Below are 18006 nucleotides of genomic sequence, written 5' to 3' on the forward strand. Positions count from 1 at the left end.
TTGGTTATCTCAGGAGGAACCTGGCGGATCCATTCCAATGCACCTTATTCCAGCTGCTTACCGGTTCTGGACCGTGTCAGTTTGTTACCCGTTTCTGTTCCTCCTGCGAGCCTACTTTTCTCTTTCTGGTTCCTTTGATTTTGCTGTTGCCAAATTTGTAGGTATAGCTGGCCATAAACACCCGATTGTCAAACCTAACCCTACCGTAAAAATCAATCCTGGCATCTTCAAATGAGCGTAATCGGAATTGGTTGGTTTCGAGTAGGTCGTTGCAGGCGATCCGTAGGACTCCGGCTTTTTCAAAGTCCTTTTGAATACCGAGGTTGATAAAGCCTCTCGATAGCGAATTTAAATAGCCCTGTATGGTCGGAGAGCGGTAATTCCCCAAAAGCTCCACCGTGTAGTTATTGGGAAGCGTAAAGGTGTTGGTCAGCACCAGCTGAATCCCTCGTTGGTCCACCTCATATACCTCTCCATTCAGCACAGAATTGATTTTCTGGTAATTCGCGGTAAGATTACTTTGGGTCTCCCACCAGGAAGTAAACTCCATTGGGAAGGCGAGCGTCAGGGCAACCGTCTGCGCTCGGTCAACATTTTCCGACTTCAGGAATAGGATATTGGTCTCCGCATCCAGGGTGGGTTGAAAACGTGCGATGACGTCTCTGTCCAGACTGTGTTGCACCGATAGAAGTAGGCTCTTGAAGGAATAGTCAGCCTTAATCGTAGTGGTATAGGTAGGCTTTATGGTTTCATTTCCTGCTAAAAAGGTATAGGGGTCTAAAAGTAGTGCAAATGGTGCCATCTCGTTAAAGGAAGGACGGGTAATCCGGCGCCCATAGGAGGCATGAACCCGGTGATTGGAATTAATTTTTCGGGAAAAAAACAGGGTGGGAAAGAAATTTCCATAGTCTCTTTTAACGAGTTCTTCTCCCGAGGCAGTAGTTAGGTTGCTGGACGTATGTTCGTAGCGTAATCCGGCACCCATCGTCGTGTTTTCATCCAATACGATGCTGGCCGAGGAAAAAGCGGCCAGGATATCTTCCTGCAGGACGCCATCGCTGCTAAACGTAGGATTGAACACCCATTCCGTTCCCACTTTTTTATCGAATACGACGGTATTTTCAAGCTGTGAAAAGGTAGCCCGAATACCGGATTCAAGCGCAACCGACTCCCCTAATTTGATGGAATGGGTTGCATCTCCCACCCAAAGCGCTATGGGCGTATCTTTGGCTATTCTGACTTCCTCCGATTCGATGAAATTACTTGACTCATCGTAAAAGTCGATTTGATTTCTGGTAGGGAAGGAATTCGTATACCACAGGTAATCCAAATTAAAACCAAAGACCTGATCCCTGCTTAGCGTATGCTGTAGGTGGATATTGCCCATTACATGGCTCCAGTTGTCAACTTCATCCAGGGACATGACAGCCAGCGAATCCGGGGAGATGGAATAGGTGGATGCGGTACGTGTGGATGCGCTATTATGTCTACGGTTCTCGTAGCCACTAATAAGTCCGCTAAGGATGGTTTTGCTTCCCATCACGTAATCAAATCCAGCCTGATAGTTGAATGTTTTCCTGCGGTGGAAGTTATCGCTGTCTATTTGGATTCCCAGATCCTCAAAACCGTTATTGTTTCCTCTATATCGGGTTGCGAAGGGGACCTGATCGGCATGGGAAGCAGACAATAGCCCAAACCAGCTGAATTTTGGCCCTTGGTGGTTCAGGGTGAAACTCATACTTCCATTGTAGCCGGAGCCATAGCCCTGACCCGTGGTCAGGGAACCGTTGGTGCCAATCGTACCATTGTTTGTTTTCATGACGATGTTGATAAACCCAGCATCACCGTCCGCGTCGTACCTGGCAGGAGGGACGGTGATGATCTCGATTTTTTCAACGTCTCTTGCGTTGAGACCTGCCAGCATCTGGTAGGCGGCCTCTACGGGCATTCGGAATCGTTGTCCATTCATCAGGATAACGACGCCGTTTTTGCCCAGGACGGAAAGCAAATTGTTTTGCCGGTCCACGGATACGCCGGGAGACCTATCCAGCATCTCCAGAATGGATAATCCGGCGGCGGTAATGCTAGTGGCCACATTAACGATCATTTTTCCCTGTTCCAGCTCAAACAGTGGGCGGGTGGCCGTCACGGTCACCTCATCCAGCTGCTGTTGTTCTTCTGTTACCATGATAGCAGGTAGCTCATTTTTCCCGGTTCCCGGGAAGTGAAAGCCGGGAGAATAGCTTTTTTCGAAGCCAAGCTGGGACACTTCCACGAAGTAATCCCCTTTAGGTATGTCCGAAAAAACAAAGTGTCCCGATTCATCGGAAATAGCTCCCTTAATCAGGGCAGAATCCGTTTCATTCCGGAGCAATACACTTGCAAATGCGAGTTCATTGTCCCTGGAATCCCGCACGTCTCCCTGAATGACTCCCTGCGAAAATCCCGGTGTAAGTAGCGAGGAACAAAGAATTAAACCGATTACCGTTTTCATGCCTTATTGATTTAAAAGATTCGGAAAGTCCGTCCGGGTATTCGGTCAGTTGCCTCAATTCCTTCAGGATAACTTATTTCTACGCCAATTTTTGTACGTATGGATCCTTTATAAAGGACAGCGCTGGCCTTCATCCTGGCGGACTTTTGATCGGTCAGGAAAGGTGAGGTCACCGGACATTTTGTAGTTTTGGAGTGCCAATGGGCATCCTGTGCACGAGACAAACCTAGGGAATACCGAGGAAAGGGATTGCGTCAAATGTTCCAAAAAGCGGTACAGATGTTTCCTGGCTATACCTATCCGGTTGTAAGTCGATAAAGAAACTCCTGCGTTTCAAGCAATCTTTTTTCGATCTTCTTCCGATTCGGTAGCTCTCGATACCCATTTACTACTGGAACAGCCAAAATTTGTGGACCAGGTGAATCGAACCAGATGCGTCGACTGTCGTCTGCACAACGGGCGGCTTGGATTAAAAACCGATTAGAGGATTGCTGTTTCGGAAGGACAATCTGCTTGACCAGTAGATGTCTTCCACTGAAAATTTAAAGGGTCCGTTTTTAGTTTTCGGGTCAAAGTCACTGGTATCAGATCCTATATGGGAGGTGCCAGAATCATGGGTTCTTTACCTGTTCTACCCCTCAGTCTGCTGACGTTGGGAGTCTGGAGCCGTTTTGACTTTCTATTTGAGGTTTTTTCACCGAATATATTAGTCGGAAAATACCGATACGAAGTAACAGAAGTCCAAGTTTTTGAAACAAATGTATTAACCAAGACAGTCTTTTTTGCCCTAATTTTGAGAAAGTAATCCCGATGATGTGTTAGGCGACTACCAACATGGAGACAGCTACTGGTAATCCTTACCCTGTTGAAAGGCCGCTTTAACCTGAGTTAGAAATAAGTTAGATTATCTAAAATCATTACAGTTTCTGCTCATCGTTTACGCGAAGTCCTGTTTCGCTAGCCGAGGCACGGAGCTTCTGACGCAGGCGGCAGGAGTTATTTGGTTTGACAACGGACTACCTGCATTCGAAGGAGTTGCATTAGATCTCTTTGCAAGACAGTTTAGATTGAAAGAAAAAAACGAACAGTCACTTTAAACCTCACTAAGATGGATTCGCTATCGCTAAAGACTAACGTATTTCGAAAGCCGCTTCAAATGGCCTTTTTGCTCTTATTGATTTATTTGGCCTACATGGCCTTGTACCACGGTATAAGGGGGTTGGCTTATTTTCAGAACAATTCCAATACAGTAATAAATCCCGTTATTCTTTTGGCACATATTGGAACTGGTTTCATAGCTCTTGTAATAGGACCTTTGCAATTTTCGGGCGGACTGAAGAAACGCTACCTAAAAGCCCATCGCAGGGTCGGCAAAATCTACTTGGTAGCAGTCCTCTTAAGCGGTATTTTAGGCCTTTTAATGGGAACCTATCGGACATTCTTCCTCAATCAAGTTGTTTTTGGTACAGGAACAATGGGGCTTGCTTTGGCGTGGCTTACTACAGCTATTGTCGCGTATAGTTATATACGGAACGGTCTGGTGGAAAAGCATAAGGAGTGGATGGTTCGCAACTATGTGGTTACTTTTGGATTCGTAACGTATCGGATTGGGGCTGATTGGATGATCCAGCATGGCTTTAGTGGGCAGGATTCAACCGTTATGGCTTGGTTATGTTGGGTACCTCAGTTAATGTTGGTGGATTATTTTTTTCAGCTAAGAGGCCAACATAAACGCCAAAAAGGCAACACCCTTGAAACCGAAGGAATGGCAAAACTTTAGTACAAGCTATCTCTCTTTCAAGCTCCTCCATAAAAACCAATCAGGGGTTTGGCGAAGGGCAGGGTGCGAAATTTTCTTTAGCGGAGTTATTAGTTTTATTCAATGCAATACCTTGCCTACCGCTTTCTCCCCTAACTAGTTTCAGGGATTTATTTAACGGAATACCTATTGATAGGTGCCTTAAATAAGATTAACCACTATTTTAATAATTTTGAATGGAACGATTGTTTTAATCTTTGAAACATATGTATTAGCAACCGCCGGTAAATATAAGTAGCTTAAAGGGTGAAAAAGCCAACTGGAGCGAAGTGAAATCAATCGCCAGAAAAGGGCCGGTGTTGGATCGTAATCGTGCCGAAAAGATGGCTAAAAAACCTGTTTGTTGCATGAGGAAAGTAATGCTTGTTTCGCTTTTGTTATTCGCGGTATCCACCAAGAGTCAGGCGGTGATGCCGCAAGATAATGACCCGATATTCCAGCGTTTTTCAATTCAGGAAGGGTTGAGCCACAACAGCGTTTTATGCATGATTCAGGATAGACGAGGATTCCTTTGGATCGGAACCTACGATGGCCTGAACCGTTTCGATGGCTATCAGTTCAAGGAATACAAGCACGATTACCAGGATTCCACAACGATTTCCCAGAACCTTACCATGGCTTTATATGAGGACAATAAGGGCTTGATTTGGGTGGGTACCGCTGGGGAGGGCTTGTGTTATTTTGATCCTCAAACCGAAAAATTCACCCGGTATCCCCTTGTAGTCGAAGAAAATGGGGCCTATGAAGACGTACCAACGATAAGTTCTATCCAAGAGGACGTACATGGAAACATATGGGTAGGCACCATCTATGGGTTGTTTAAACTAGAACCGGATAAAAAAACGGCTATTCACATTCCCTTGAGTTCATCGAAGCTGATCATTAACAGCGTTACACGGGACAGGTCCGGGAATATTTGGGTGGGGACCTCTAAAGGGTTATTCAAAATCCCTTGCGATGATCCTACATCCTTTATTCACTGGAAGCACGATCCGGAAGTAGCGGAAAGTATCGCCAGTGACGATGTAATGGCTGTGTTTGAAGATCATCGAGGAACATTGTGGATTGGATACATCGGTGGACTGGATAGTTTGGACCGAAAGACCAAAGAATTTATTCATTACCGGCATGATCCATACGATTCGAATTCGTTGAGTACCGATATCCTAAATTCGAAGGCCATCACCGAAGATCAATGGGGAAATCTGTGGATTGGAACCACTAAAGGGCTGAATAGGCTAAATTCAGAAAGAACTGTTTTTACGCGCTACCATTCAGAACCCAATAATGTACACTCGATAGGCAGTGACGACATCCATGCTGTCCTACTGGACAAGATGGGTAACCTATGGGTTGGTACAGTGAATGGGGGTATAAGCTTATCCAATCTGCAACCACGGGAATTTTACCTGATTCAACATCTACCGGATAATCCCAATTCGTTGAGCAGTAACCTGGTGCGGTCGATTTATGAAGACACGAATGAAACCTTGTGGATTGGAACCGAGGGCGGAGGCTTGAATAAATATGATCGGAAAAACGGAACCTTCACTCATTTCAACCACGAGCCAGATAACCCGAAAAGCCTTTTTAATGACTTGGTTAGTTCCGTTTTGGAAGACAGTAAGGGTAACTTTTGGATAGGCTACGGGGGTAATAATTTTCTTCTCAACGTGGGAGGTGTAAGTAAAGTCGATAGCGCCTCCTCAAGTGTTACGCACTATGATATTCAAGCCGCAAGGGATTCCGGAGGAGATAGGGACGTGGTGGCTATTTTTGAAGATAAACGTGGTACCATTTGGCTAATCACTCAAAATGGTTTAAAACGATTTTCAGAGGAGACGGATACCTGGGATCATTTTTTACACGATACCTCTAATCCGGAGGGAATCAGTGATTTTTGGTGTTACGCGATTTTTGAAGACAGCAGGGAGGAGTTATGGATCGGAACCGGCGCTAACGCGCTGAACAAAATGGACAGAGAAAGAGAAGGCAGGTTTCAACATTTTACTGCTAACCCCAAAGATCCGACCAGTTTGAGCAGTCATTCGATCAGACATATCGTAGAAGATAAGCACGGCTTTTTGTGGTTTGCTACGAGTGGAGGAGGAATATGTCAATATGATCCGCAAACAGGGACTTTTACCCCTTTTACAACAAAGGATGGGCTCCCTAGTAATACCATTAACCGCATCGAAATAGACGAACAAGGGAAGTTCTGGATGAGTACGAACAAAGGCATATGCCGTTTTGATCCTGAAACAAAGGAAGTGCAACGTTTTGACTTGGGATATGGATCGTTGAAGCATCACTTTACGACGGGATATTTCAATGCAGGGTCCAGCACCAAAGGAAAGGACGGCACCTTGTATTTCGGGGGCAGTGATGGGGTAGTTTACTTTCATCCTGAGCAAATTGCGCCTGCCCCTAATCCCGCTCCCGTAGTGCTAACCCGGTTCTCTGTATTCGATACGGCTGTGCCGGAATGGAATGAATCCATGGATATCGTCCTGCCCCACGACCAAAACTTCATTTCGCTGGAATTTGCGGCGTTGAGTTTTGTAAATGCCCAAAACAACAAGTATGCGTATTTCTTAGAAAATTTCGATCAGGACTGGATTTACTCGGAAGATCGACGATTTGTTAGCTATACAAATTTGAGTCCAGGCAACTATGTTTTCAAGGTAAAATCCTCCAACTATGATGGTGTCTGGAGCGATCCGGGAATCAATTTGAACCTTACCATACTACCACCCTGGTGGAGCACTTGGTGGGCTTATCTGCTTTTTCTGCTAGTGGCAATTTTAGCCTTATATTGGATGAGAAGAAGCATTATCTATTGGGAACGGATTAATTCCGACCTGAGGTTTCAACGACTCGAAGCCGAAAAAATGCACGAGTTGGATCGGGCGAAATCGGCATTTTTTGCAAATATTTCCCATGAGTTTCGGACTCCGCTGACCTTAATATCTGGAACGGCGGAGTCGCTGAAAAAGAAAGAAGGAAGATGGGCGGAGGACGTTGAACTCATTGAAAGGAATGCTTCTAAGCTTCTTCAGTTGATTCGTAAACTGCTAGACCTTTCCAAGCTTGAGTCAGGAAAACTTAAAGTAGCATGCAAACCGGGTAGTATCACCTCTTTTTTGGAGACAGTGACCGGTTCCTTTATTTCACTCTTTGAAAGTCGGGACATCTATTTCTACACGGACCTGCCTGAAGAGGAAATCATTGCTTCTTTTGATGCGCACAAGCTTGAAATGATTTTTTCGAACCTTTTATCGAATGCCTACAAATTTACCGCTAGCGGAGGAGAAGTAAGCTTCTCGGCCGAGGTAAGGACGGAAGGTGTAGATCGGCTCAGGTTAAGTGTAGCGGTAAAGGATACCGGAATTGGTATTCCGTCGGACAAGTTAGATCATATTTTCGAACGGTTTTATCAAGAAGAATCTACCAATACCAGAAGCTACGAGGGTACCGGTATTGGGCTTTCTCTGGTGAAGGAGCTTACCGAACTGATGGACGGCCAAGTTTCTGTACAAAGCACTGTTGGAAGAGGGTCTGTATTTTTTGTGGAAATCCCCCTAAAGCGTGTAGATCCGCTTGCGGTTGACCTGATTTCCGCGGGGCATCATCACATTTTCTCCCCGGCGGTAGAAGAAAAGGCCACTGGGGAGCTAACTACCGAAGGCATAAACTTACCAACTGACGCTGGTAGACCGAAGCTATTGGTGGTGGAAGATAATGTAGATCTAAGGAATTTTATGCGCGGACAACTTCAGGGTGCCTATTCTATTTTGGAAGCGGAAAATGGTCACTTAGGAGTACAGAAAGCCTTGGCTTCGTTGCCTGACCTGATCATCACAGATTTGATGATGCCTGAAATGGATGGGATTCGGTTATGTGAAAAACTAAAGAGCGACGACCTTACCAGCCATATTCCGATAATTCTACTAACGGCAAGGGCAGATACGGAAAGCAGGCTCGAAGGGCTTGATATGGGAGCAGATGATTACCTGACCAAACCATTTAAAATCGAAGAACTCTCGGCGAGGATAAAAAATCTTCTCGAATCCAGAAGAAAATTAAGAGAAAAGTTCCAAAATGGATTCTCTTTAAACCCCATAGAAATCACAGCAACCTCTGTGGAGGAAAAATTTATGCAAAGGCTTTTCGATATTATGGAGGAGCATCACACGGATCCGGCTTTCGATTTGGAAAAGTTATGTAAGGTAATAGGCATGAGCCGAACCAACCTCTACCGTAAATTAAAAGCCATCATTAACCAATATCCCACCGAGTTTATCCAGTCTTTTAGGCTTAAAAAGGCCGTTATGCATTTTAAATGCCGTTCTGGAAATATCAGCGAAGTGGCGTACAGTGTCGGGTTCAATAGTCTAAGCTATTTTACAAGAATCTTTAAAAAACACTATGGGGCGACACCCACCGAGTATATACAACAGTTTTCAGAAACTCAACTTGTAACCGACAATCATCAAAAGCATGAAAAAAGGAATGATTAAACTCAGCGTATTGTATCCGAACGTAGATGACGCAACCTTCAATATGGATTACTACTGTGATCACCATCTTCCCTTAGTAAGAAGCTTGTTGGGAGATCATTGTAAAGGCGTTGAAGTGGAGAAGGGGCTGGCAGGATTGCCCCCCCCTGATACCCCGGCCCCCTACATCGTATGCGGCCATTTATTCTTTGATTCAATGGCGGATCTACACGTGTCAGTGAATGCAAACCTCGAACAGATGGTTGGCGATATCCCCAACTTTACTAATGTCCAGCCTGTGGTACAAATTGCTGAGGTGGTGATGTGAAAAACGCTATGGCATCTTTACCATATGTTTTATTCAGTCAGTTAACGCCTATCCATCGGTGTTCATTAAGTTGGCAATCGTTGATTTTTAAAGCTACATAGCATGAAAATAGGCACAATCCTTTCTGTAATAGTTATTTCAATTCTTCAATCTTTGGTAATACCCGGCCGTTTATTTGCGTAATCAGCAGCTGAAAAGCTTTCGGCGCATGGTAGAGAGTTTGATAAACAAATCATAAAAGTCACCGATGGTGTGTACGTTGCTATTGGTTTCGCCTTGGCCAATAGTACTATGATAGAAGGCCCGGATGGTGTTATCATCGTAGATGTAACCGGTAGTCCGGCGGCTGCTGAGGAAGTCAAGGCGGCATTTACAGAAATCACCAATAAACCCATAAAAGCCATTATTTACACACATAGTCATGGTGATCATACAGGTGGGGCAACCGCATTTGCCAAGGATGATAATCCAAAGATTTATGCACACGAGCGGTTCAATGGAGTCAGGTCAGGAGCGATATCCTCCAAATCCTTACGGTTCGCGCTGTCCGGCAATTTGGCCTTGCACTTCCATCTGACATATTCCTAAACGCTGGTATCGGGCCAAAGATAACAATTGATCGAAGTGGCTTCGTATCGCCCTCGCACACGTTCGCTGACCGGCTGGAAGTAGAAATAGCGGGCATTCCGGTTGTGTTGCAATACGCACCCGGTGAAACAGATGATCAATTGTATGTGTGGCTGCCAGGTAAGAAGGTATTATTGCCTGGGGATAATTATTTAAAGACTTTTCCAAATCTTTATACAATACGCGGATCGAGTTACCGGGATATCCGACTATGGGCCCAAAGTCTCGACAAAATGCTTAGCGAAGGTGAGATTGAATACTTAGTTCCTAGCCATACGAAGCCTGTAATTGGTGCCGAAGAAGTAAATAAGACCATTACACATTACCGGGATGCGATACGCTTCGTCTACGATGAAACTGTAAAAGGTATTAATGCCGGAATGAGTCCCACAGAACTTTCTCAACAGGTGAAACTACCTGAACATCTGGCAAATGATCCAGTGCTACAAGAATTTTATGGAACAGTTCCGTGGTCCGTCCGTTCCGTTTATTCCGGTCTGATAGGATGGTTTGATGGAAATGCCACAAACCTGTATCCGCTGTCCTCCAAAGAACGCGCACTACGGATGGTAAAGCTGGCTGGGGGAGTCGATGTCATACGAAAAATGGCAACAACTGCTCTTCATGAGGGAGATCCCCAATGGGTTGCCGAACTAACCGATCACTTAATGGCGCCGGACGAGAACGACAAGGAGGCAATGAAACTGAAGGCAAAGGCTTTAACGGTATTGGGAGAAAACCAAACCAGCTCCAATGGCCGAAATTATTACCTTACGCAAGCTCAAGAGCTGAATGAAAAATCAAAGTGATTGCGAGTATACCCTCGCGTACCTTTTTGAAGGAAGGTGATGGGAGGCTGCAATCGCAAGCTTCCCATCTGGCGTATTCCGATAAGGTCAATATCCTGTATTTAAGGTTAAAGCCAGCATGTAGCGTACCGTTGATGCGTTTGAATCACGAAAGCACGAATGGCAACTTAATCTGTCAATTCGTTACGAAATCCCTGTTTTTTCGTTGCTACCTGGTAAAGTGTTTTTCTGGCAGTTATAAAGAGTGTGTTGCTCCATTGGCCGGTTCCGAAGCATAGGTTGGACGGTACATTTTCTGGGATTCTTATTTCTGTGAGCTTCTCACCTTTTGGCGAATAGACAGCAATACTGCCGTTCAGAAGCGCCAGGTACAGATTGCCGTCCGAATCAACGGTCATTCCATCAGGACCTCCTTTTTCAAAATCAATCAATACGCCCTGGTACGCTACTGTCCCATCGGGAAGTAGTGAATATTCCAGCAGGGAACCTTTTATCGCCGGCTGTGGACCGTCGAAGCCTCTTGGCAGCGAACCCGAGATTCCGGTTCTTCCGAGATTAACCAAGTATATTTTTTTCTGGTCAGGGGAAATGGCGATACCGTTAGGTTTACCGGCATTTGCACCGACGAGATGGACCGATTTATCGGGATCTATTCGGTAGATTCCATCCACGGGCTGATCGATTGATTCCCTACCGAAATAGCGGGGATCAGTAAAGTAGATTCGGCCCTTGCTGTCAATTACCAGGTCATTTGGTGCGTTAAACTGCTTTCCATTAAAAAGTGCGGCCAATAGGGTGCTCTTACCAGTTTTCATGTCTGTTTTTACCACCCTTCGTCCCCCGAAATCTGCGCCTTCACAAGCGATTAGGTTTCCTTCGCTATCAAATACCAATCCGTTGGCCATCCCACTAGGAGACCGAAATACCTTTGCCTCGCCGGTTTGGGGATTATAAGTCCAGATGATTCCCGCTTTCATTCCTTCAACATCGGTAGCGGTAATGTCCGTAAAATATAAGATACCTTCCGGTGACATAGCCGGCCCTTCTAGCAATACGCCTTCTCCACCGGAAAACACTGCTCTAACCGTCGCACGCGGATCAATGATGTCGGCGGCGGATAGGCTGCTTTGTCCGTAGGATACCGAGTTCAGCGTACTACTTGCGGCCATCAATAGCCCACAGATCACACCTATTGCCCCCGCTAGCGATTGTGGCCTTCTCTTCGTATTTTCTGCCTGTTGGGAGGCATTCCCACCCACATTAACCGTTCGCATTCGGCAGAATGTTATTGTTTAGGTGAAAGAAATTGTCGGGGTCGTACCGGTGCTTTAGTTTGGCCAATCGGGAATAATTTGGCCCGTACGCCACCTTGACCCGGTCCAGGCCATCGTCTGGCGAGAGCCAGTTTACCGCGGTGCCCCGTGTATGGGGCTCCACTTCGGCCCAGAAAGCTTTTGCCCAGGCAATCAGCGAATCGGCCTCTTGCGGATCCGCCCACTGTGGGGTAATGTCGAAATACCATTGCTGGTCCCGGTAGGGGAAGGGCGTTTCTTCCGGATCCACCCGGGTCACTGCGCCTTTCATCACGTTGAATAGAACCATGGAATAGGGACTGATTTCTTCGGTATGCTTCACAACAATGTCGATCAACTCGTCACTTATTTCCGGGAGATAGCCCATTTTGTTGTACCGTTGCAAGCCATGGGGAACGGCTGCATCCAAACTTTTTTGAAGCTGTACGTAAGGACCTGGAGCGATCAGGTCGGCCATGGGTGGCCTAAAGGCCCTTAGCGGTTCCAACTGCCGATTTCCTTCATCGAAATCTCCTGTCCAGCAGACCACGAACCCAAAAACCTTCGTCCCATCGGGTAGTGTAAAGATCCCGGCGATAACGCTCATGTCGTATGGTGTATTCATGGAGTACTCCCGGTAAAATTGCAGAAGCTCCCTTGCCTGAGCCAGGGGATAGAGGATCATGCCAGCCAGTACCTCCGGCCCCACCTTGTGTAGCTTGTATTCAAAGGAGGTAACCACACCGAAATTTCCCCCTCCTCCGCGAATGGCCCAAAACAGGTCCTTGTTTTCCGTCTCTGAGGCTTTGACAAAGCTCCCGTCTGCCAGGACCATGTCTACCGAAAGCAGGTTGTCTATGGTCAGCCCGAATTTATTCATCAGGTACCCTTGTCCTCCCCCCAGTGTCAATCCCGCAATGCCTGTGTGTGACACCACTCCGGCCGTGACGGCAAGACCAAAAGCCTGTGTTTCATGGTCAAGATCCGCCAATAACGCACCGGCTTCCGCCCTTGCGGTTTGCTTTACCGGATCTACACGCACCCCTTTCATGGCGGACAGGTCGATCAAAAGTCCGCCATCACAGGTCGATCTTCCGGCAAAACTGTGTCCGCCCGCTTTTATCGCCAACACCAATTGGTTTTCCCGGGCAAAATTCACTGCAGCGATCACATCCGAGACCCCGGCGCACTTGACCACCATAGCCGGATACTTGTCGATCATTGCGTTCCAGATGGTCCGGGACTGGTTGTAGCCTTCCAGATCGGGAAGTAGTAGCGCTCCCCGTAACGAGGATTGGAAGGCTGCTGAATCAATTTCCGGAGCCTTTTTGTCGGTTGAGATCAGATCGTTGGTTTTCATAAAAATGGGGGTTTGGTTGAATTGTGTTTGTTACCGTCCCGAAGCAATCGGCTGGTACAGGGTATTCACGCCGTTGAAGGGGCGAAGTAAACCTAAGAAAAAGAGCAAAAAAGGAGTAGGCCATATGTTCCAAAAACCGGTGTAGATGTTCCAAAAGTTATAGCAGTAGGCCCCGATCTTTTCCGTTACTGAAAATTGCAACCTAAGTACCGATTATTGGAATAGTTGTTCTACCGGATGAATAAAATACGGTCTAGATTTACCTCAATTACGGGACGGCTGATTTCAGTCAACGATTCAGCCAACGCAGGCGTATCCGGTGGTTTTTCACCAGGCTACATGTTTGCATGGGGGAGGAACCAGACCAATTCCTGGCTGGATCTGCGGCGCACCCGGGTTAGCGCACAGCTAGGTCTGTTTCAGCCGGGGCGGACAAAAAATCCGGGAGGGGTGAACGCATCCGATACCCGGAAACGGGAATCCGCTGGTGCCTTGAGATTTGGGAAAAAAAGAAAAACATCAGATTGAATTGGATTATTTACCAAAAAAAACCGGGGTCATTGGCCACCGGTTTTTTTTGGTAGTTCCGACATTCGTGCTACCAGCAGCTTGCATGTTCCGAATGCTACTGCCAGGTTACGGCGAAAAGTTGAAAAGGGGAATGGATCCCGTTTTTTCCTGCCCACCCCTCTGTCCTACGTTTCGTGGGTTACTACCGGTTACCGCAGCAGGCGGTTAATCTTCTGTATCAACGCTTTATGAAACAAATAGCTTACAAATAGAAACATATGTACTACATGGATGAGTCGATACACGATACCTTTGTAGGAATAGATAGCCAGTCAGTTTAAATCAATTGTATACTTCATTCACGCGTACATGGAAGTTTTCCAACAAAGACTACCGATTGAGGTCTGGGATGAACTCGTTCGTTCGGTTTCCGGATCTGTTGTATTCCCCCATTCAGAGCACTACGATACAGCAAGAGCTAGTTGGAATGGCATGCTTGATCGAAAACCGATGGAGCGGATCGTGTACGGGCGGCATACGGAGATAATTGTGAACGGTTAAAGCAGCTAAAACAAGAATTCGATCCCAAAAACTGCTTTCGGTGCAATAACACCATCGCTCCCTGGCCAGAGGGTTGTTTTCCTTTCCAGACAGAGATTACCAGATAAACCCATCTACACCTAAACAAAATATCGTATGAAAAAAGTATTAGTAACCGGAACAAACAGAGGGATCGGAATGGAAACCGCCCTTGCTTTTGGCCGTGCTGGCCACCAGGTTTTTGCTACCATGCGAAACCTGGAAAATGCAACCGAACTTATGCGCAACAGCAAACAGGAATCCTTGCCAATTTCCATCTACCAACTGGATGTAGATTCGGATGAATCCGTCGCACAGTGCATACAGGCAATTACATCCGATCATGGGCCCATTGATGTACTGGTGAACAATGCGGGCATCGAGCGTCATGGCTCAGTAGAGGAAATGCCCATGGCAGACTTTCAAGCCGTCATGAACACCAATTATTTTGGGGTGGTCAGGTGTATTAAGGCTGTTTTGACATCCATGCGGAAAAAAAATAGTGGCTGTATAATCAATATAAGTTCTATATCTGGTAAAATTGCTTGTACCCCGTTGGGAGCCTATAGCGCCAGTAAATTTGCACTTGAAGCCCTGACCGAGACGTTGGCACAAGAAGTAAAGCCCTATAATATCCGAGTATCCGTCGTTGAGCCGGGAGTAATTAATACCGAAATGCCAATTAGTATCACCCAAAAGAGTTCTTCTTTTTATCCGCAAGTTCGTCGAATGGGGAGTTTTTTTTCCGAAATACTCAAGACTCCAACACCAGCGTCTATTGTCGCAGACCAAATCCTTGAAATAGCAGAGAGTGGCACATGGAAATTAAGGCATACCGCAGGACCCACAGCTGCACCTTTTTTGGACTGGCGTGCTTCAATGACTGACGAGCAATGGGTGGATTGGAACGCGCAGGAGGATACCGATTGGTACGATGCCGTAGAAGCTACGTTCGGCATGAATTGCCGGCCCGAGAAACTGGAAAAGGAAAAGTAAACCAACTCAGACCCTTGAGGTTTCCAAAACCTCAAGGGTTAATCAGCATGCAGACCTTTGGGGTTTTCCCAACCCCGTATTCTATACCAGAGTGTTCACGAAAAAACCTCCGGGTTCTCAAAGACCCCAAAGGTTTAAGAACGTTGAGGTTTCCCAACTCTGTATTTGGTGTTGTGTTAAACTTAACTATTAATAATTCCCCGTAGTAAGCTGTTCGATCAGTTGATTTGTTCCATATGGTGCGACCAAAAGATCAATTCTTGTTTCCCACCGCTACTTGACATCCATCCGTTTCCGATCTTCTTCGGAAGCGGATTCTATTTTTACAGATTTCAACGTTTTATTTCCAAATGGACGCGAATAGTTTAGCATAAAGGTCCTGTTTCTCAAATAATAATCGTTCTGCATATGGAGGGGCGGTTCCCGAAATACCACACCATTCAAAAGATTATTGGTGTTGAGTAAATCCGTGATTGCCAGCCGAATGGTTCCTTTGTCCCCGACAAGTTTTTTTTGGACCCCCAGATTCAGGGATCCTACGGGCCGAAAAATCAACAGGCCCCAGTTTCTTCTGGATTGAAAATTTCCCCCTACCTCCGCCGTATACCCATTACCAAGCATAAAGGTATTGCTCAGGTTCAAATTAAGATCGAAAACGGCATCCCGTTGATTCAGGGGTAAGTGCGCTGTTTCAAAACTTCTCCAATTCAGCCGAAGTGAAGACTGTAAATCCCAGTTGGCAGCAATAATCCAGGGAGCCGAAAAAAGCAGTCCGGTGGATTGAAGATACCGAAGGTTTTGGGGACTATACGTAACCAGTTCGTTTTTTGGGTCATAACTGGGTTGAAAAGGAGCAATTTCATTTTCCGTATAACTGTGTTCGAGTGCTACGGATGCCCGTTTGTAGGTTAGCTCCAGTTTATATGTGTCAATAATTGATGGCAACAATGCGGCATTGCCGTCAAATTGCGTGTTTTGATTGATAAGCAATACGACAGGTACCAGGTCTCCCAAGGAGGGGCGGGTGATTCTTCGGTAGTAGCCCAAAGCCATAGCTGTATTTTCATTTAGGTTTTTCTGTATCAGGAGAGAGGGAAATAAATTTGCGTAATTTCTATTAATATCCCCTTTTACATTGCCATTTTCAATGTCCGTGAGCGTGTGTTCATATCGTAATCCTACTTTAAAGTCTAGCTTGTTTCCTGCTTTCCAATCGCCACCGATATAGGCTGCTGAGACGATTTCCTGCACATGAGCCGAACCGGCCAGGATGGAACCGAGTTCCCCGACACCATTTTCATCGTAAGTAGACTGTATGGAGTTATCAAAGTCCATCCAGGATCTTTTTGCGCCTGCTTTGAGGTTGATGCCTTCGGCAGGTTGAAACTGGTAGTCTAAGGCAGCGATATGAAAGTTCATTGGTGCATAACTCTCCAAATCAAACTGGATGGCTTCGCTTTGTTCGGCGAAATAAGCGGCATTGTCATAGGTGGAAAGATTGTCCAGCTGAAGGGTCACCCAGTCGTAATCTATTCTGAATGTATGTTTGGCCCACGGCTTAAAAGAATAATGAATGTGGGAACTTTGATTTGATATATCTCTAGATTCATGGTACAAAATGTCCGTTCGAACGAGTGAATCGCCAACCTGAAGGATTGTCCCACCCTCTCCTCTCATGCTGTTGTTATTTTGTGTCAAATTGATATAGGCACCGATTTCGGATTTTTTGTCAAAGGTTTTTTGGATACCCACTCGGAACTGATGGGATTGCGAGAGTATGGCCCGATCTGTATCGCTTTGAAAGGATTTCAACAGCCCGCTCAGCGACTCGGAACGAAAGGCGTTTTGCCACAGAAGTACATTGTGGGTATGCAAATAGGCGTATTCGGCAAAAATAGAAAAGGATTTTCCCCTATGGGCGAGGCTTAAATTTGCACCATAGACTTCAGCTCTTTTTGCTCCGGCACTCAAGCCGAAGGTACCGTTGGTTCCGAAGTCGGTGCTTTCTTTGGTAACGATGTGTATGATGCCACCGGCCCCTTCCGCATCCAGGTTGGAGGGTGGCTGGGATATCAGTTCTATTTTCTCCACATTGGCAGCGCTCATTCCCTGCAGCATTTGCATAAGGGATGCCATGGGAATTCTGCTCAGGGTATTGTTAATCATGACCATCACGCCCTCCCGGCCGTTTAGCGCGATGCTGCTTTGTTGCTGATTGACCATCACCCCTGGAGATCGGGACAGCACCTCCAAGACGGAACTTCCCGCCGCGGTGATGCTTTCCTGCACGTTTACCACCATCCGGTCCATCTGTTTTTCATACAGGGGCTTTTGGGCAGCCACGACTACTTCGGCCAGTTCGTCCTCACCTTCCATAAGTACAACAGGGGGTACGATGAGCCCTTCGTCCCGAGGTACCCGGATCTTGTGCAGGTATGCGCGAAACCCCACGGACGTTATTGAGAGCAGGTAGTCGTCGGCGGCAACCCGGTCAAAACGAAAACTACCGTCGACTTCAGAGACTGACCCCGCTACCAAAGAGGAGTCTTTTACGGCTAATATTCGTACGTTCGCGTAGGGTAGGGGGCTGCCATTTGCTTCGGTTACGGTGCCGGTAAGTTGGCTTTGCGCGGAAAGGATGACAGGCATTCCAGGCAACACGTACAGCAGGATAAGGTATCTCATGGTCAAGA

The 18006-nt window shown here is 46.3% G+C and carries 10 protein-coding genes and 1 pseudogene; 7 read left to right on the top strand and 4 right to left on the bottom strand.

Annotated features, from left to right (window positions below; genetic code table 11):
• Window positions 1–76 precede the first annotated feature (76 nt).
• Complete coding sequence (locus tag GCU44_RS04260) at window positions 77–2494, bottom strand: TonB-dependent receptor domain-containing protein (protein ID WP_154854254.1); 2418 nt, start codon at window positions 2492–2494, stop codon at window positions 77–79.
• Between the two features lie 1108 nt (window positions 2495–3602).
• Here GCU44_RS04260 and GCU44_RS04265 point away from each other — a divergent pair.
• The 5 genes from GCU44_RS04265 to GCU44_RS04285 all read left to right on the top strand — a co-directional run bounded on the left by GCU44_RS04265 (window position 3603) and on the right by GCU44_RS04285 (window position 10576).
• Window positions 3603–4274: a DUF2306 domain-containing protein gene (locus GCU44_RS04265; protein ID WP_154854257.1), complete on the top strand. Its 672-nt coding sequence runs from the start codon at window positions 3603–3605 to the stop codon at window positions 4272–4274.
• Window positions 4275–4660: 386 nt separating this feature from the next.
• Window positions 4661–8833 carry a hybrid sensor histidine kinase/response regulator transcription factor gene (locus GCU44_RS04270; protein ID WP_161993891.1) on the top strand — a complete coding sequence of 1391 codons (4173 nt, stop codon included), beginning with the start codon at window positions 4661–4663 and terminating at the stop codon, window positions 8831–8833.
• Window positions 8814–9140: an EthD family reductase gene (locus tag GCU44_RS04275; protein WP_206670804.1), complete on the top strand. Its 327-nt coding sequence runs from the start codon at window positions 8814–8816 to the stop codon at window positions 9138–9140. The genes GCU44_RS04270 and GCU44_RS04275 overlap by 20 nt, the downstream gene beginning before the upstream one ends.
• A 276-nt stretch (window positions 9141–9416) precedes the next feature.
• Complete coding sequence (locus GCU44_RS04280) at window positions 9417–9728, top strand: MBL fold metallo-hydrolase (protein ID WP_154854263.1); 312 nt, start codon at window positions 9417–9419, stop codon at window positions 9726–9728.
• 107 nt (window positions 9729–9835) lie between these two features.
• Window positions 9836–10576, top strand: coding sequence for an alkyl sulfatase dimerization domain-containing protein (locus tag GCU44_RS04285; RefSeq protein WP_206670805.1), 741 nt, complete (start codon window positions 9836–9838; stop codon window positions 10574–10576).
• Window positions 10577–10743: 167 nt separating this feature from the next.
• Here the strand turns inward: GCU44_RS04285 and GCU44_RS04290 are convergent, their stop codons facing one another.
• Window positions 10744–11850 carry an SMP-30/gluconolactonase/LRE family protein gene (locus GCU44_RS04290; RefSeq protein WP_154854269.1) on the bottom strand — a complete coding sequence of 369 codons (1107 nt, stop codon included), beginning with the start codon at window positions 11848–11850 and terminating at the stop codon, window positions 10744–10746.
• The gene (locus GCU44_RS04295; RefSeq protein ID WP_154854272.1) at window positions 11837–13228 is read right to left on the bottom strand and encodes an FAD-binding oxidoreductase; all 1392 of its coding nucleotides are present in this window, start codon (window positions 13226–13228) and stop codon (window positions 11837–11839) included. Before GCU44_RS04295 ends, GCU44_RS04290 begins: the two co-directional genes overlap by 14 nt.
• A gap of 1037 nt (window positions 13229–14265) precedes the next feature.
• On the opposite strand from GCU44_RS04295, the pseudogene GCU44_RS23255 reads away from it, so the two are divergent.
• Together GCU44_RS23255 and GCU44_RS04305 are read left to right on the top strand one after the other, a co-directional pair.
• A pseudogene (locus tag GCU44_RS23255) lies at window positions 14266–14406 on the top strand (BBE domain-containing protein); the annotation flags it as partial.
• Between the two features lie 28 nt (window positions 14407–14434).
• Window positions 14435–15313, top strand: coding sequence for an SDR family NAD(P)-dependent oxidoreductase (locus tag GCU44_RS04305; RefSeq protein WP_154854275.1), 879 nt, complete (start codon window positions 14435–14437; stop codon window positions 15311–15313).
• 273 nt (window positions 15314–15586) lie between these two features.
• Here the strand turns inward: GCU44_RS04305 and GCU44_RS04310 are convergent, their stop codons facing one another.
• The gene (locus tag GCU44_RS04310) at window positions 15587–17998 is read right to left on the bottom strand and encodes a TonB-dependent receptor domain-containing protein (protein ID WP_154854277.1); all 2412 of its coding nucleotides are present in this window, start codon (window positions 17996–17998) and stop codon (window positions 15587–15589) included.
• Window positions 17999–18006: the final 8 nt, after the last annotated feature.

It is taken from the genome of Cyclobacterium xiamenense (genome assembly GCF_009467825.1).
Classification (GTDB): domain Bacteria; phylum Bacteroidota; class Bacteroidia; order Cytophagales; family Cyclobacteriaceae; genus Cyclobacterium; species Cyclobacterium xiamenense.

What these genes read in the sequence shown, in the direction of transcription:
- GCU44_RS04260 (WP_154854254.1), bottom strand. Translation starts at nt 2,494, where the DNA reads ATGAAAACGGTAATCGGTTTAATTCTTTGTTCCTCGCTACTTACACCG.
- GCU44_RS04265 (WP_154854257.1), top strand. Translation starts at nt 3,603, where the DNA reads ATGGATTCGCTATCGCTAAAGACTAACGTATTTCGAAAGCCGCTTCAA.
- GCU44_RS04270 (WP_161993891.1), top strand. Translation starts at nt 4,661, where the DNA reads ATGAGGAAAGTAATGCTTGTTTCGCTTTTGTTATTCGCGGTATCCACC.
- GCU44_RS04275 (WP_206670804.1), top strand. Translation starts at nt 8,814, where the DNA reads ATGAAAAAAGGAATGATTAAACTCAGCGTATTGTATCCGAACGTAGAT.
- GCU44_RS04290 (WP_154854269.1), bottom strand. Translation starts at nt 11,850, where the DNA reads ATGCGAACGGTTAATGTGGGTGGGAATGCCTCCCAACAGGCAGAAAAT.
- GCU44_RS04295 (WP_154854272.1), bottom strand. Translation starts at nt 13,228, where the DNA reads ATGAAAACCAACGATCTGATCTCAACCGACAAAAAGGCTCCGGAAATT.
- GCU44_RS04305 (WP_154854275.1), top strand. Translation starts at nt 14,435, where the DNA reads ATGAAAAAAGTATTAGTAACCGGAACAAACAGAGGGATCGGAATGGAA.
- GCU44_RS04310 (WP_154854277.1), bottom strand. Translation starts at nt 17,998, where the DNA reads ATGAGATACCTTATCCTGCTGTACGTGTTGCCTGGAATGCCTGTCATC.